The organism is Alterinioella sp. B-7 (assembly GCF_056857775.1).
Window position 1 is genome coordinate 676609 of record NZ_JBSXNT010000039.1, and the last position, 14160, is coordinate 690768.

At 65.8% G+C, this 14160-nt stretch carries 16 protein-coding genes; 4 read left to right on the plus strand and 12 right to left on the minus strand.

Going from position 1 to position 14160, the window contains the following annotated elements:
• Nucleotides 1–3 precede the first annotated feature (3 nt).
• A complete protein-coding gene (locus tag AC13C7_RS18330) occupies nucleotides 4–1326 on the plus strand; it encodes an aspartate aminotransferase family protein (protein WP_482868312.1) in 1323 nt (440 codons plus the stop codon).
• 30 nt (nucleotides 1327–1356) lie between these two features.
• Here the strand turns inward: AC13C7_RS18330 and AC13C7_RS18335 are convergent, their stop codons facing one another.
• The 11 genes from AC13C7_RS18335 to AC13C7_RS18385 all read right to left on the minus strand — a co-directional run bounded on the left by AC13C7_RS18335 (nucleotide 1357) and on the right by AC13C7_RS18385 (nucleotide 11127).
• Nucleotides 1357–2331: a TAXI family TRAP transporter solute-binding subunit gene (locus AC13C7_RS18335; RefSeq protein ID WP_482868313.1), complete on the minus strand. Its 975-nt coding sequence runs from the start codon at nucleotides 2329–2331 to the stop codon at nucleotides 1357–1359.
• A 24-nt stretch (nucleotides 2332–2355) separates the two neighbouring features.
• Entirely contained in the window at nucleotides 2356–4467 is a 2112-nt protein-coding gene (locus AC13C7_RS18340) for a TRAP transporter permease (RefSeq protein WP_482868314.1), read from the minus strand.
• A complete protein-coding gene (locus tag AC13C7_RS18345; RefSeq protein WP_482868315.1) occupies nucleotides 4464–6116 on the minus strand; it encodes a sulfatase-like hydrolase/transferase in 1653 nt (550 codons plus the stop codon). The genes AC13C7_RS18340 and AC13C7_RS18345 overlap by 4 nt, the downstream gene beginning before the upstream one ends.
• Before the next feature lie 104 nt (nucleotides 6117–6220).
• Nucleotides 6221–7120 (minus strand): LysR family transcriptional regulator, encoded by a 900-nt coding sequence (locus AC13C7_RS18350; protein ID WP_446122229.1) that lies wholly within the window; start codon nucleotides 7118–7120, stop codon nucleotides 6221–6223.
• A gap of 32 nt (nucleotides 7121–7152) precedes the next feature.
• Entirely contained in the window at nucleotides 7153–7767 is a 615-nt protein-coding gene (locus tag AC13C7_RS18355; RefSeq protein WP_446122228.1) for a CDP-alcohol phosphatidyltransferase family protein, read from the minus strand.
• Between the two features lie 67 nt (nucleotides 7768–7834).
• Nucleotides 7835–8170, minus strand: a complete 336-nt coding sequence (locus tag AC13C7_RS18360) for a YciI family protein (protein WP_446169498.1) — start codon at nucleotides 8168–8170, stop codon at nucleotides 7835–7837.
• A gap of 21 nt (nucleotides 8171–8191) precedes the next feature.
• A complete protein-coding gene (locus tag AC13C7_RS18365; RefSeq protein WP_482868316.1) occupies nucleotides 8192–8626 on the minus strand; it encodes an SRPBCC family protein in 435 nt (144 codons plus the stop codon).
• 5 nt (nucleotides 8627–8631) lie between these two features.
• Complete coding sequence (locus AC13C7_RS18370) at nucleotides 8632–8967, minus strand: ArsR/SmtB family transcription factor (protein ID WP_446122225.1); 336 nt, start codon at nucleotides 8965–8967, stop codon at nucleotides 8632–8634.
• Nucleotides 8968–9093: 126 nt separating this feature from the next.
• On the minus strand, nucleotides 9094–9744 hold the full coding sequence (locus tag AC13C7_RS18375; RefSeq protein WP_446122224.1) for a 5-formyltetrahydrofolate cyclo-ligase: 651 nt from the start codon (nucleotides 9742–9744) through the stop codon (nucleotides 9094–9096).
• 103 nt (nucleotides 9745–9847) lie between these two features.
• Nucleotides 9848–10372 (minus strand): hypothetical protein, encoded by a 525-nt coding sequence (locus AC13C7_RS18380; RefSeq protein WP_474887481.1) that lies wholly within the window; start codon nucleotides 10370–10372, stop codon nucleotides 9848–9850.
• Nucleotides 10373–10428: 56 nt separating this feature from the next.
• On the minus strand, nucleotides 10429–11127 hold the full coding sequence (locus AC13C7_RS18385; RefSeq protein ID WP_446170699.1) for an HAD family hydrolase: 699 nt from the start codon (nucleotides 11125–11127) through the stop codon (nucleotides 10429–10431).
• Nucleotides 11128–11262: 135 nt separating this feature from the next.
• Between AC13C7_RS18385 and clpS the strand changes: the two genes are divergently transcribed.
• Genes clpS through AC13C7_RS18400 form a run of 3 tightly spaced genes read left to right on the plus strand, consistent with a single transcriptional unit; the run spans nucleotide 11263 to nucleotide 13436 of the window.
• On the plus strand, nucleotides 11263–11583 hold the full coding sequence (gene clpS / locus AC13C7_RS18390; protein ID WP_172320055.1) for an ATP-dependent Clp protease adapter ClpS: 321 nt from the start codon (nucleotides 11263–11265) through the stop codon (nucleotides 11581–11583).
• Nucleotides 11584–11605: 22 nt separating this feature from the next.
• Nucleotides 11606–12607 (plus strand): class I SAM-dependent methyltransferase, encoded by a 1002-nt coding sequence (locus tag AC13C7_RS18395; RefSeq protein WP_482868317.1) that lies wholly within the window; start codon nucleotides 11606–11608, stop codon nucleotides 12605–12607.
• Nucleotides 12608–12626: 19 nt separating this feature from the next.
• Nucleotides 12627–13436 carry an SDR family NAD(P)-dependent oxidoreductase gene (locus AC13C7_RS18400; protein ID WP_172320053.1) on the plus strand — a complete coding sequence of 270 codons (810 nt, stop codon included), beginning with the start codon at nucleotides 12627–12629 and terminating at the stop codon, nucleotides 13434–13436.
• 6 nt (nucleotides 13437–13442) lie between these two features.
• Here the strand turns inward: AC13C7_RS18400 and AC13C7_RS18405 are convergent, their stop codons facing one another.
• Nucleotides 13443–14033: a DUF4453 domain-containing protein gene (locus AC13C7_RS18405; RefSeq protein WP_172320052.1), complete on the minus strand. Its 591-nt coding sequence runs from the start codon at nucleotides 14031–14033 to the stop codon at nucleotides 13443–13445.
• Between the last annotated feature and the right edge of the window lie 127 nt (nucleotides 14034–14160).

Sequence of the window (14160 nt, forward strand, 5' to 3'; positions counted from 1 at the left end):
CCGATGACCCATGTTTTCGGTCGCGGCAAGGCCCCCCTGCGCAAGGCCGTGCGCGGCGAGGGCTGTTACCTCTATGACGATCAGGGCCGCGCCTATCTGGACGGATCGGGCGGCGCGGCGGTGTCCTGCCTGGGCCATTCCGATCCGGATGTGCGCGCCGCGATGCACGCGCAACTGGACCAGTTGGCCTTCGCCCATACCGGGTTCTTCACCTCCGAGCCCGCCGAGGCGCTGGCCGATCTGCTCATTGCCAACGCGCCCGAGGGGATCGACAAGGTCTACCTGCTGGCGGGCGGTTCCGAGGCGATCGAGGCGGCGCTGAAACTGGCGCGGCAGTATTTCCTGGAGATCGGCGAGGGCAAGCGCCACCGCGTCATCGCGCGCAGGCAGAGCTACCACGGCAACACGCTCGGCGCATTGGCGGCGGGCGGCAATGCCTGGCGGCGCGAGAAATACGCGCCGCTGCTGGTCGAGACCAGCCATATCGCGCCCTGTTTCGAATACCGCGAACGCGGTGAGGGCGAGAGCCTCGAGGAGTACGGCCAGCGCGCGGCGAATGAGTTGGAGGCCGAGATCGAACGGCTTGGCCCCGAAACCGTCATGGCCTTCATCGCCGAGCCCGTGGTCGGCGCGACGGCGGGCGCGGTGCCCTCGGTTCCCGGCTATTTCCCCCGCATCCGCGAGATCTGCGACCGGCACGGGATCCTCCTGATCCTCGATGAGGTCATGTGCGGCATGGGGCGCACCGGCAGCCTCTTTGCCTGCGAACAGGACGGCGTCAGCCCCGATATCGTGACCATCGCCAAGGGGCTTGGCGCGGGCTATGCGCCGATTGGCGCGATGTTGTGTTCGGGGAAGATCTACGAGGCCATCGCGCAGGGGTCGGGCAGTTTCCAGCACGGTCACACCTATCACGCGCATCCGCTGTCGGCGGCGGCGGCCCATGCGGTCGTCTCGGCCATCCTAGACCGGGGCTTGATCGAGCGGGTGCAGGTGCAGGGCGAAACGCTTGCCGCAGCCCTGGATGCCGCGTTCGGTCAGCATCCCCATATCGGTGACCTGCGGGGGCGTGGCCTCTTTCGCGGTGTCGAGCTGGTCGAGGATCGGGCCAGCAAGCAGCCCTTCGATCCGGCCCGAAAGCTGCATCTCAAGGTGAAATCGGCGGCGATGGAGGAAGGGCTGATCTGCTATCCGGCGGGCGGCACCGTCGACGGCAAGTCGGGCGATCACATCCTGCTGGCCCCGCCCTTCATCATCGAGGATGCCCAGATCGACGAACTTGTCGGCAAGCTGTCGCGCGCCATCGACCGGGGGTTGCAGGCGTAGCGGCGGGGACGTGCCCCGCCGCCTGTCAGTTTATAACGCGCCGACTTCCTCATAGTAGCGCCGCGCACCGGGATGCAGTTGCATCTGGCCGCGCTGTTCGGCGGCAAAGTTTACATCCAGCGCTGCCGCCCAGGGGGCCTGCGAGGTCACCTGGTCTAGGTTTTCCCAGAAGGCGCGGGTGATCTGGTAGACAAGCTCTTCGTCCAGATCGGCGCTGATCGCGATTCCGACCGAGGTGTTGTGAGAGATCACCGGGCCGTCATTGGTCTGGTTCTCGTAGATACCTGCCGGGATCTCCTCCAGGAAGCTGTATTCGCCCAGGAAGGCCTCGACCTCGGGGCCTTCGGTCATCTCGGGCTGGATGAAGCGCAGGCTTTCGGTCTCCGAGAATTGCAGGAATTGCTGGCACGGATCGAGGCAGCCATTCACATACATCTCGACGCTGCCATCCAGGAAGGCCTGGAACCCGGTTTGCCAGTTGGCGCTGATCGCCTCGTAATCCTCGCCCACGACAAGGCCGGTCGAGGCCTCGATCCAGCGCCGCGCCGAATGGTAGGCGCCGCCGCCCTGCGGGCCGATGAAGACCGTCGCGCCCTCGATGTCATCGAGCAGCTGGATGTCGCTGTCGCCGCGCACGGCATAATGATACTGGCCATAGGGGAACCACATCAGAAGCTGGACATTTTCCGCCGCTTCCGCCGCGTCGGCCTCGTTCTGATACATCGCGGCCCCGGCGGCCATCAGGTCGTAGATGTTGGGCGAGGTCATCGACATCTCAAGGTTGCCGCGCCCGATCTCCAGCTGGTGCAGGGTCGCCGCGCCGCCGCCCGCGACCTCGATGGTGACGCCCTCCAGGTTGTCATTCACGATATTGGCGAAGGTGGCCATGGTGATGGCCTGGCCCAGGCTCGGCGCGATCGTGGCCATGCGCAGCGTTTCCTGCGCCTGCGCCGCCCCGGTGGCAAGCATCGCGGCAAGGGCCGCGCCGGTAATCAGATGTTTCATGTCAGTCTCTCCCTGTTTTGAATGTCAGGCGGCGGTGCTGCCGCGTGGTTGGGGGGAACCGTCCCCGGCCCCCTTGATGCGGTGGAAAAGGATCAGCGCGATGCCCAGGCCCGCCGCGGGCAGGGCATAGATCATTTGCGGGGCCAGCATCACCAGCCCGGCGGCGACGCGCAGCGCGCGCTCCAGCGGGGTGAGCGGCCCCCGCTCATGACCCGCCAGCGCCGAGGATAGCAGCCACATCGCCAGGATGAAGGCCGCGACGATCCAGAAGAAGGCGAACCACGAGATCGCATAGGGATCCATCATGGTGGCCGAGCTTGAGACCTCGGAGCCGAACCAGGCGAAGAGCACCTGCAACTTGTAGAGGACCGCCGGGTGATAGGCGAAGACGAAGGGGATCAGGAACCCGGCCAGCCCGATCTTGGCGGCGGCAAAGCCGGTCTTGATCGGATCGGCCCCGGCAATGGGCGCGGCGGCGAAAGCGGCCAGCGCCACGGGCGGCGTCACCGTCGACATCACTGCAAAGAAGACGACGAAGAGGTGCAGGGTCAGCTCTGGTATGCCCACGGCCTCGATGCCGGAGGAGAGGGCGATGACGATGATGAAATAGGTCGCCCCCGGCGGCAGCCCCATGCCGAGCACGATGGAACCGAGCGCCACCACGATCAGCACGATGAAGAGCGGCCCATCGGCCAGTTGCGCCAGAAGAAGCGACAGCCGCCCGGCAAAGCCCGACAACTGGATCAGCCCCACGATCAACCCGATCGCCGCCACGATCACCACGATGGAGGCCGACATCCGCCCCGCATCAGCAAAGGCATGCCAGAGCCTGGAGCGGTTGCGGAACTCGGGGAAAAGCGCCAGCGACGTGACCAGCGCCGCGACGAAGCCGTAGAAGCCCGCCTTGGGCACCGAAGGCTGGATGAAGAGGAAGGTGGAGAGGACGCCAAGCGGGATGATGAAGACCAGGCATTGGCGATACTCGCGCCCCGTCAGGCCCGGACGCTGATCGGCGGGCAGGGCGCCGACGCCTGCGCGGCGGGCCTCGAAATAGACCGCCATGAAGGTGCCGAGGTAATACATGAAGGCGGGCAGGATCGCCGCAACCACGATATAGCGGTATTCCAGCCCGATCTGTCCCGCGACGAAGAAGGCGACGACGCCCATCACGGGGGGCATGATCTGGCCCCCGGTCGAGGCCGCAGCCTCGACCGCGCCGGCAAAGGCGGGCCGGAAGCCCGCGCGCTTGATCACCGGAATGGTCATCACGCCGGTCGAGACAACGTTGGAAATCGCCGCGCCGGACAGGGTGCCGAAGAGGGCCGAGGAGGCGACCGAGGCATGGGCCGCCCCGCCGATGAACCCGCCCGTCAGCCGGTTGGCGATCTTCATCAGCAGGTCGCCCGCGCCCGACGCCATCAGCACCGCGCCGAAGACGATGAAGATCAGCACGTTGCCGGACACGACCTGGATCGGCTGGCCGAACATGCCGCCGGTCTGCGACCAGAAATTCTGCACCATCGCGCGCAGGTTCTGGTCAAAGGGCGCGTCCGAGCCTTGCAAGATGCCCATCCATGCGGGCAGGTCGCCGCGTACGAAAAGATAGATCACCCAGAACAGGCAAAAGGCCGCGATGAAGCCGCCGAACATGCGCCAGGTCAGGTAAAGCGTGACAGCGGAGGCTAGCGGGAAGATCACGAAATCAATCGGATCGGCCGAGGGCAGCAGCCCCGCATCGGTGGCGAAAACGCCAACGATCCATTGCGTCAGCGTGACGATGGAGACGATGGCGAGCAGCCAGTTCAGCCAGCGCAGCCCTGGCCGGTCATGCAGGGTGAGCGAGGAGATCACGAGGCCGAAGAGGATCGGCAGACCCAGGATCAGGCCGGTAGGTTGCAGGAACCCGCGCTCGACCGAGCGCCAGGCAGCGCCGAGCCAGTGCTCGCGCAGGAGGACGCGCTGGTCGCGGCGCGAAAGCTCCTCGAAATCGGCGGTCGTGGCCTCGATGAACCAGCGCACGAAATCGCTGATTGGCCCGCCGGCGGCATAGAGCAGGATGACCAGCGCAAAGAACACGGCGAGGATATCCGCGATGCGCCGTTCGGGCGCGTTCGGGGCGGTGGCACCGAAACTCATTGGGTTGGTTCCTTCAGGTGATTCTGTTCAACCGGACCGCGATATTTCCGGGTCAGTTCCTCGGGCACTTCGGTCCCGTCCTTGAGGAAGGGCAGGACGCCGCGCCGCGCCGAGGCCCCGCGCATGGCGTCAAGATCGGCGTCCGAGCGCGTCACCCGCTGCGACAGTCGCAGGCCCCATTGGGTCAGGTGGCGATAGAGGCGGGCAACCTCTCCAGCGTGATCGGGCGAGGTGCCGAGATCGTGGAACTCCTCCGGGTCGGTTTCAAGATCGAACAGCATCGGGCGAAAGCCGCCTTCGGCATGGATCAGCTTGAAGCGCCCGTCATGGACCATGAAGAGGCGTGCATCCGCGTTCGACACACCGACCGCGTCGCGCATCTGGGTCAGGCAGTAGTCATATTCGCTGATCACCACTTCGCGCCAATTCTCGGGCGCTTGCCCGTGCAGCCACGGGACCAGGCTGCGCCCCTCGAGGATATGCCCCGCCACTTCACCGCCCGCTGCATCGACGAAGGTGGGCACAAGGTCAATCGCCTCGACCAGCGCGTCGCAGGTGGTGCCGCGGGTGGTGTCGGCCTCGGCCCGCGGGTCGTAGATGATCATCGGGATCTTGGCCGAGGCATCGTGGAACATGTCCTTTTCGCCCAACCAGTGATCGCCCAGGTAATCGCCGTGATCCGAGGTCAGCACGATCATGGTGTCGGCCATTTGCCCGGTCTTCTCCAGCCGGTCGAGGATGCGGCCCAACTGGTCGTCGCATTGCTTGATCAGGCCCATATAGGCGGGGATGACCTTTTGCCGGACCTCGTCTTGCTGGAACGCCTTGGCAATCTTGTTGGACATGAAGGCGGCGTAGACGGGGTGCGGGTCATCCCTTTCGCGCGCGTCTCGGGACGCGGCGGGCACGTGGTTCGCGCCATACATGTCGTGATAGGGCGCGGGCACGATATAGGGCCAATGCGGCTTGATATAGCTGACATGCGCGCACCAGGGGCCGTCGGTCCTGTCCATGAAATCCAGCGTTTCCGAGGTCAGCCAGGGCGTCTCGCTATCCTCCTCGCGGATATTGGCGGGCTTGTCGGCATTCATGAACATCCAGCCCGAGGCCTTCTGCCCGCCTTCAATCCCGGCATTGGCATAATCGGCCCAGGGATTGCTGCCGTCATAACCTTTCGACTTGAGATAGGCGTTATAGGGCGAGGGCTTGGGGTCATAGAACCCGTCCGGCCCCTCGCCCCAGAGCCCGTCATCGCGCACCCAGACGTCAAAGCCGCATTCGGCCTGCCGCCTGCCGATAGTGCTGTCGGGGTCAATCCCCAGGCGCGCCATCCCGGCGGTGTCGGGCTTCATATGGGTCTTGCCGAGCAGCCACGTATCCACCCCCGCCGCGCGCAGGTGGTCGCCGAGCGTCATTTCGCCCACCCGCAGGGGGTAGCCGTTCCACTGCGCGCCGTGGCTGGAGGCATAGCGCCCGGTGTAAAAGCTCATCCGGCTTGGGCCGCAGACCGGCGATTGGGTATAGGCATTGGTGAAGCGGACGCCCTTCGCCGCGACGCGGTCGAAATTGGGCGTGTGCAGATGCGGATGCCCGGCGCAGCTCAGGTAATCGAACCGCAATTGGTCATACATGATGAACAGGATGTTCAACGAGCGTCCTCCCCACAGATTTTCCGGTCCCAATTCGCTTCGCGCAGGTTACGCAGGGAAACCATAACAGACAAATCGTTCATCCTCACTGACATGAGCTTTGGTTATGGGGCGGCCAGCCGCGCCGCCTCCTCGATCACCAGATCCTCGAAGGCGAGTCCGGCCATGGTCGGCACGCGGGCCAGTTCCGAGGTCAGCGAGATCGAGATCTCGGGAAAGTCGAAGTCGAGGTCCAGCGTGGCGATCTGCCATCTGCGGGCGACATCGCGCACCAGCAGCGTGGGGAAGGAGCAGAGCAGGTCCGTCCCTTCCAGCATCGACAGGATGGTCAGGATGGAATCGGAGCACAGGATCGGCGTCGGGGCCTGCATTCCGCGCGCCTCGAAATAGGCGGCGAAGGTCGCGCGCCTCTCACGCGGGCCGATCAGCAGCCATTGCGCCTGTTGCAGCGCCTCCGGCGAGGTCTGGGTCAGGTAGCGCGAGCCTTCGCCGGTGACGATGGTGATGGACGTGCTGACCAGGTGGCGCGCGCGCAGGCCAACGGTGGTCTCGGGCTCGGGGGCCGGTCCGATGACGAAATCGGCCCGTCTTGCGCGCAGCATCTGGTAGGCGCGGCTGGAATGGCCGCCGACGACCTGCACCTGCACGGAGGGAAACCGCCGCGCGAAACGGGTCAGCACGGGCGGCAGGATCTTGACGGCGGCGAAGGGCGAGACAACGACATTGAGGGTGCCGTGAACCCCGCCCTGCATCTGCGCGATGTCCTCGTCCAGCAGCGCCAGGTCGCGCGCGATCAGGCGGCAGCGGTCAACGACGCGCTCCCCCTCGACGGTGGGCACGACGCCATGCGGGCCGCGATGGAAGATCTGGCAGCCGAGGTCGCGCTCGGCGGCCTGCAGCGCCTTGGACAGCGCCGGTTGTGATTTGTTCAGACGCAGCGCCGCCGCGCCGAGGCTGCCCGCCTCGGCAATCGCCGTCACCAGTTCCACATGTTTCGCTTGCATCCGCCGACTGTGCCAGATTCGCGCGGACTTGCCTAAGGCTCAGGCGCGAAAACCTGCCAGCCCATCATCCAGCGCGCGACGGTGGTGATCAGCGCCATGGCGGCGAAGAGATAGGCCAGCCAGATGAACGCCCCCGGCCACAGGCAGAAGGCGACGAAAAAGAGGATGGTCTCGAACCCTTCTGTCAACCCGCCGAGATAGTAGAGCCCCTTGGTGGGGAAGTCCTCGGCCGTCAGCCGCTGTTTCTCGGCCAGGACCGAAAAAGCAAGGAAGGACGATCCGGTGCCCACGAAGCTGAAGATCAGAACGGCGGCGGGCAGCGCGTTGCGCGACGGGTCGGCCAGCGCAAAGCCAAGCGGAACCGCCGCGTAGAAGACGAAATCCAGCGCGATGTCGAGGAAGGCCCCGCGATCGGTGGGAGTGCCCATCCGCGCGACGGCCCCGTCCAGCCCGTCCGCCACGCGGTTGATCAGGATCAGCACAAGGCCGATCCCGTAGAACCCGGCCCAGATCGCGGGCAGGGCCAGTATCCCGATAGCGAAACCCGCCAGCGTGATGTGGTCCGGGCGCACGCCCAAACCATGCAGCAATTCCGCCGGTGGGTGGGTCAGGCGGCGTTGCAGCGGCAGCAGGCGGGCGTCGAGCATGGGCGGGTCCGGGTAACGAAAGGTTCCGCTGACCCTGCGGGCCGATGCCCACACGCGCAAGACACGTTCACGTCACAGGCGTGCCAGCGGTGCTCATCGGCAGGATTTCCGCCACCTCGACCGACCCGCCCGCGTCATTGATCGGGCAGCCCGCGGCCATCTTGCAGGCGGCGTCCTGATCCGGGGCCTCGACAATGGTATAGCCCGAACATGGGTTCGATCCGCCGTCATCCGTCACGCCGCCTGCGCTGACGGTTTTCGACATGCCGACAGGCGCGCCGCCATCGACGATCGCCGCACCCAGGCCCTCCATCCAGGCCCCCCAGGCGGCCATGACCCTCGCGCCTTCTTCCTCGGTTTCGGGCATGGAGCCGCCGTGATAGACAAAGAGATAATGCGACATTGGGGTAGTCCTCCTGGTTGGTCAGGGCGCGAGGGTCGCGTCCAGCTTGTTGAGGGATGAGGTCCATCCCCGGTTGTGGTTCTCGGCGGCCTCCGCGCCGGGCAGATCCATATGTTGCAGCCGGAAGGTCGTGCCTCCCGCGCCATCCGCCTCGACCGTGAAGGTCACATGGCTTTCCGCGCCGCGCCTGTCCTCATCGTCATGCCAGGCCCAGGTGAAGCCGACCGACCGGGGCGGATCGACATGGGTGACCTGGCCCGTCACCTTGTAGCGCCCGCCTTCACCATTGATCATGACCGAGCCCCAGGCGCCGGTGCGGGTGAAATCCAGATCACCGCTTTCGACGCGCACGCCTTCCGGCCCCCACCATTGCGCCAGCATATCGGGGTCGGTCACGGCGCGGAACACATCCTCGGGCGGGGCGGCGTAATGGCGGGTCAGGTCGAGATCGGGCATGGCGGTCAATCCTTATCCGGGTCCAGCAGGACGGCGAGCCTGTCGAGGCTGCCCTGCCAGAACTCCTTGCGGGTGATGGTCCAGGTGCCGATGGCGCGGATCGCCTCCGGGTCCACCGCGTAGATGCGGCGTTGCGCATCGACGCGCTGCTGCACCAGCCCCGCCTGGCGCAGCACCTTGAGGTGGCGGGAAATGGCAGGGGCGGAGATGTCGGCCACGTCCTGCAACGCGCCTGCAGGCAGCGGGCCGTCCGCGATCAGGCGGTCGACGATGGCCAGCCGCGTCGGGTCGCCAAGGGCGGCGAATTGAGTCGCAAGCGAGGGGTCGGGGCGCGAAGACATGTATATAACATATGCGTTAATTAATGGCAGAGTCAATTGAGGACGTGTCGCCGCAGCCTGTGGGCTGCGCCGATCCGCGCCCGCTGACGCGGGCGATCTGGATATTTGAAGAACAAAGAAGGGGTCTTACGGGTATGCGCGCACCGTGCCGTCACCCAGGATCACCCGCTGCATCGGGATGTCCCAGGGCATCGGATAGATCGTGCGCATCGCCGCGAAGGGCTGCCCGACGCCGATGATCACCGTGCCTGCGGGTGCGCGCGCCAGGGTCCGGTCGTAATAGCCGCCGCCATTGCCGAGCCGATAGCCCGCCTCGTCCACGCCCAGAAGCGGCACGATGACGGTATCGGGGGTGACGGGTTGCGCCTCGACCGGGACGGGGATGTTCCAGACGCCGCGCGTCATGGCCGCGCCCGGTTGCCAGCGGTGGAACGCGACCGGCGCATGTTTCTGCACGATCACCGGCAGCGACAGCCGCGCGCCGCGCCGATGGGCCGAGGCGAGCCAGTCGCGCAGGTCGATCTCGCCCCGGATAGGCCAATAGGCGGCGATGGTTGTGCCCGCCGGATCGGGCAGCAGGGCATCGAGCCGTGCCGCGATCTGTCCTGCCATCGCGCGCTGATCCTCGACCGGCATCGCCTTGCGCAGGGCATAGAGCCGGGTCCGCTCGGCCTTGCGGAAGGTGGCCACGTCGCGCGCGGTTTCCGGGTCGATCACATGGCCGTCCACGAGGTGATGCGCGAAACAGGGGTCCGATCCGGGGGTGTCGTCGTCCATCTCAGCAACCTTCCCTTGCCAGTTTGCGGGCAGGGTGCGCCGATGGTTCGTGACGTCAACCCGCAAGGCGACCGGTCAGAGGCCGGAACGGACATCGGGGCCTTCAGACGGGCCGCTTCATCGCCTCGAAACTCTCCATCGTGAAGGCCACCGCTGCGCCTGTCTCGGGGTCGAAGAGGTCGCGCTGCAACGCGGTCAGGGGCCCGAGATAGACATGGATCGCCAGCGACGGCGCGCCGCCCTCGGTGGTGACGGTGTGGATCGCGTCCCTGTCGAGCGTGATGACATCACCGGCCCGCGCGGTGACGGTCTCGATATGCTCCAACCCGCCCGGTCCGCGCCGGTAGAGCGCGGAGGTCTCGCCGCCCGCATAGCCCGCTATCAGCACTTTCAGCTTGTGCTCATGCGCCGGAATCGCCTCGTGCGGGTGAAAGCGGCAGCGCCAGATCGAAAGGGTTTCATCCTCGAAATAGAGGATCTCGTCCTCACCATCCTCGGGCGTCGCGGCGATCAGGGGGGCGGGATCGGCAACGGCCGCGGTCAGCACCTCGCGGATTGCCGCCTCCGCATCCGGCGCTTTGGCCGCTTGGCGGATGTCGGATACCAGCGTGTCGAACGAAAACGCCATGAGTTGTCCCCCCTGACGCAACCCTAGGAGCTGAGGGGCGGTCGCGGCAACCCCGATCAGCCCTCGATCTCGTCCAGCAACGCGGGCAGCGCGCCCAGATCAGCGATCTCGCGGAACCTCGGGTGATCCTCGGGCGTCTCGGCATGTTCCAGCGCCCAGGTCAGGCCATGCGGCACGTAGATACCCCAGGCCCCGGCCTCCAGCGCGGGAACCACGTCGGATTTCATCGAATTGCCGATCATCATGGCGCGCGCCGCGCCGCTATCCGCAAAGGCGCGGGCGTAGATCTCGGGCGTCTTGTGGCTGACGATCTCGACCCCGTCGAAAAACTCGCCCAGGCCGGACGCGGCCAGCTTGCGCTCCTGATCCAGGAGGTCGCCCTTGGTGATGAGCACGATCCGATGCGTGCCCGCCAGTGCCTCGACCGTTTCCTGCGCATGGGGCAGCAGGTGGACGGGGTGGCGCAGCATCTCGTGCCCTGCGTCGAGAATATCCGAAATCACCCGCGCGGGCACCTTCTGTTCCGTCACCTCGATGGCGGTTTCGATCATCGACAGCATGAAGCCCTTGATGCCGAACCCGTAATGGCCAAGGTTGCGGCGCTCGGCCTCCAGCAGGCGCTCCAACAGGTGATCGCGTTCGGTGTAATCGGCCAGAAGCTCCGCGAAGCGATCATGGGTCAGGTGAAAGAAGGTTTCGTTCTGCCACAGCGTATCGTCCGCATCGAAGCCGATTGTTTCGATTTTCCTGTGCATTTGATCCTTTCCGCCGGGGCAGGGCCTGAAATCGCCCCCTTTTCCCATAGCGCATGCAGCCTATATACTGGGATCACCACGACCCCAATGCGATCCCACCCGGAAGGCGTAATGATTCTGCACCCGCTGACAGCGATGACCAAGGCCCCCAAGACCGGGGACAGTGCCGATGTGCTGACCCAGACCAAGCCGAAGACGCAGCGTCCGCCGCTTTACAAGGTGCTGCTGCTGAATGACGACTACACCCCGATGGAGTTCGTCGTGCATGTTCTGGAACGCTTTTTCGGCATCACCCATTCGCAGGCGGTCGAGATCATGTTGACCGTCCACAAGAAGGGCGTGGCCGTTGTCGGTGTGTTTTCCTACGAGATTGCCGAAACCAAGGTGGCGCAGGTGATGGATTTCGCCCGCCGCAACCAGCATCCCCTGCAATGCACCATGGAGAAAGAGGAATAGCACGCTTTTCCTCGGGCCGCTCATGACCCCAAATCGTTGGACCCTTGCGCTGGATAGCGGTGACCTGGCGTGGCCTGATGGGGCGCGCAGCCTTGTCTTGCGCGCACGCGGCGAGGCCGATTTCAGCGGCTTGGGCGCGGTGCAGGCGGTGCAGGGCTTCTACCCCGATCATGCGCGGCTGACGGCACGCGGCATTGATGCGGTCGTGGCGGCGGAGGGCCAATACGGCGCGGCGCTGGTCCAGATCGTGAAATCGAAACCCGAGACCCTGTCGCTGGTGGCCGAGGCGATGGCCCGTGTCACCCCCGGCGGAGTCGTCGCGGTGGACGGGCAGAAGACCGAGGGCATCGAATCGGTGCTGAAAGCCGTGCGCAAACTGCTGCCGGTCGATGGCGTGCTGTCGAAATCGCATGGCAAGCTCTTCTGGCTGACCCGTCCCGACACCGTGCCGCAGGAGATCGCCGAATGGGCCGCCGCCCCCGCATTGGTCGAGGATCGCTGGATCACCGCGCCGGGCATGTTTTCCCCCGGTGGCCCGGATGCAGGGTCCGAATTGCTGGCCGCCCTCGTGCCGCAACTCAAGGGGGATGTGGCCGATCTGGGGGCCGGCTGGGGTTACCTGGCCGCCTCGGTATTGGAGGAGCAGGAGGGCATCGACAGGCTCGACCTGATCGAGGCCGAGTGGTCGGCGCTGGAGGCCGTGCGCCGGAACGTCACCGATCCGCGCGCGAGGCTCATCTGGGACGATGCGACCACCCATACCCCCAACCGGCGCTATGACGCGATCCTGTCCAACCCGCCCTTCCACACCGACCGCGCCGCCGACCCGGGCCTCGGGCAGGCCTTCATCGCCGCTGCCGCGCGGATGCTGAAACCCTCGGGCCAGTTCTTCATGGTGGCCAACCGCCACCTGCCTTATGAGGCGACGCTCAAGGCGCATTTCGGGACCGGCAAGATGCTGGCCGAGATCGGCGGCTACAAACTCTATCAGGCAGGCAAGCCGAAAACGGCGCGCCGGACCTGATCAACGGGAGAGACCGCAGATGTCCCTATCCATCGAAGGCAAGACCGCGATCATCACCGGTGCCGCCAATGGCGTCGGCCTTGCCATCGCGCGCCATTTCATCGAACGCGGGGCCAATGTGATGCTGGCCGACCGCGACGAGGCGCGGCTGGCTGATGAGGTCGGCAATGTCGAGGATGAGCGCGGCCAGGCCCGGTTCTTCGCGGGCGACCTGCGCGAGAAACTGACCGTGGCCAACCTGGTCTCGGCCACCATCGACGCTTTCGACCGGGTCGATATCCTGATCAACGCCGCCCGGCAGGTCAAGGAAAGCGATCCGCTGGATGCTTCGGACGACACCGTCAAGGTGCTGATGGAGCAGAACATGTATACCGCGCTCAGGCTCAGCCAGTCGGTCGCCAAGCGGATGATCGAACAGGCCGAGGAAGACGGGAACGAGGATGGCACGGTCGGGGCGATCGTCAACCTGTCCTCGATCGCGGCGCGGCGCACCCATCCCGATCTTCTGGCCTATTCGGTCAGCGCGGCGGCGCTGGACCAGGTGACGCGCAGCCTGGCCGTGGCGCTGGCACCCAAACGTATCCGGGTGAACGGGGTGGCGTTCGGATCATTGATGTCGCACAGCCTGAAGGAGACGCTGAAGGGCAACCGCGAGTTGCGCGCCGAGATCAAGGAATGTACCCCGCTTGGCCGCATCGGATCGGCGCGCGAGGTGGCCAGTGCGGTGCAGTTCCTGTGCTCGGACGGGGCGGCGTTCGTCACCGGCGAGCTGATCACCGTCGATGGTGGCCGCACGCTTCTGGATAACGTCACCTCTGCGGCGCATTGAACCACCTTACCCGGCGTAGCTGTCGCAAGGCGGCATGCCCTCGCCGATAGCCACCCATCCCCAATCGGCAGGTCCGTCGGGCGCGTATCCTTGCGGATAGATCGAGACATAGCTCCACCCGTTCAGCGGCCAATGGGCAAAGGTGATCGAGGCTCCGGGCCGGAGCTGGCCAATCGCGGCGGCGGCGTGGCTCGCGCCATTGCGCAGCGTCAGCACCGGGCCGCGATAGCCGATGCAACCCGTGGCCCCGAAATCGCGCACCGGAACATCGGCCATGCGCCGATAGGGCTCCAGCTCATCGGGGTAGGTCAGCCAGGTGCGGTTGGTGTCGAGGTTGCAGGAATACTGGGACTCGGACTGGCGGATGCGGGCGACCTGTGCCGCCTGTGCCGGGGCCAGCGTCGCATTGCGGGTCGTGCAATCCGAGTTGTCGAACTGGGCTTGGCCAAGGGGCGACGAAAAGCAATACCCGGCGCGATCATGGATCAGGTTGCGGGCGAACCACAGATCCTCACACAGCGGGTCATCTTGCTGCGCTGCAAGGGGCGTGGCAAGAAGCGTCGTGAAACAGGTGAAGGCGGCAAGGAACTTACGCATGGCGGGGCCTCCCGGCTTTTGTCGGTGAATGAGCCTCCATTCTCGGGCACGCGGCGAACGTCGCATTGACCAAGATCAACCCCGCTGTCCGCAGCCCGGGCCCGAGGCAGGCCGGGACAAGCCGACG

Excerpts from the sequence above, each read along its gene's own strand:
- AC13C7_RS18330 (WP_482868312.1), top strand. The coding sequence starts at position 4 with ATGACCCATGTTTTCGGTCGCGGCAAGGCCCCCCTGCGCAAGGCCGTG.
- AC13C7_RS18335 (WP_482868313.1), bottom strand. The coding sequence starts at position 2,331 with ATGAAACATCTGATTACCGGCGCGGCCCTTGCCGCGATGCTTGCCACC.
- AC13C7_RS18340 (WP_482868314.1), bottom strand. The coding sequence starts at position 4,467 with ATGAGTTTCGGTGCCACCGCCCCGAACGCGCCCGAACGGCGCATCGCG.
- AC13C7_RS18350 (WP_446122229.1), bottom strand. The coding sequence starts at position 7,120 with ATGCAAGCGAAACATGTGGAACTGGTGACGGCGATTGCCGAGGCGGGC.
- AC13C7_RS18355 (WP_446122228.1), bottom strand. The coding sequence starts at position 7,767 with ATGCTCGACGCCCGCCTGCTGCCGCTGCAACGCCGCCTGACCCACCCA.
- AC13C7_RS18360 (WP_446169498.1), bottom strand. The coding sequence starts at position 8,170 with ATGTCGCATTATCTCTTTGTCTATCACGGCGGCTCCATGCCCGAAACC.
- AC13C7_RS18365 (WP_482868316.1), bottom strand. The coding sequence starts at position 8,626 with ATGCCCGATCTCGACCTGACCCGCCATTACGCCGCCCCGCCCGAGGAT.
- AC13C7_RS18370 (WP_446122225.1), bottom strand. The coding sequence starts at position 8,967 with ATGTCTTCGCGCCCCGACCCCTCGCTTGCGACTCAATTCGCCGCCCTT.
- AC13C7_RS18375 (WP_446122224.1), bottom strand. The coding sequence starts at position 9,744 with ATGGACGACGACACCCCCGGATCGGACCCCTGTTTCGCGCATCACCTC.
- AC13C7_RS18380 (WP_474887481.1), bottom strand. The coding sequence starts at position 10,372 with ATGGCGTTTTCGTTCGACACGCTGGTATCCGACATCCGCCAAGCGGCC.
- AC13C7_RS18385 (WP_446170699.1), bottom strand. The coding sequence starts at position 11,127 with ATGCACAGGAAAATCGAAACAATCGGCTTCGATGCGGACGATACGCTG.
- clpS (WP_172320055.1), top strand. The coding sequence starts at position 11,263 with ATGACCAAGGCCCCCAAGACCGGGGACAGTGCCGATGTGCTGACCCAG.
- AC13C7_RS18395 (WP_482868317.1), top strand. The coding sequence starts at position 11,606 with ATGACCCCAAATCGTTGGACCCTTGCGCTGGATAGCGGTGACCTGGCG.
- AC13C7_RS18400 (WP_172320053.1), top strand. The coding sequence starts at position 12,627 with ATGTCCCTATCCATCGAAGGCAAGACCGCGATCATCACCGGTGCCGCC.
- AC13C7_RS18405 (WP_172320052.1), bottom strand. The coding sequence starts at position 14,033 with ATGCGTAAGTTCCTTGCCGCCTTCACCTGTTTCACGACGCTTCTTGCC.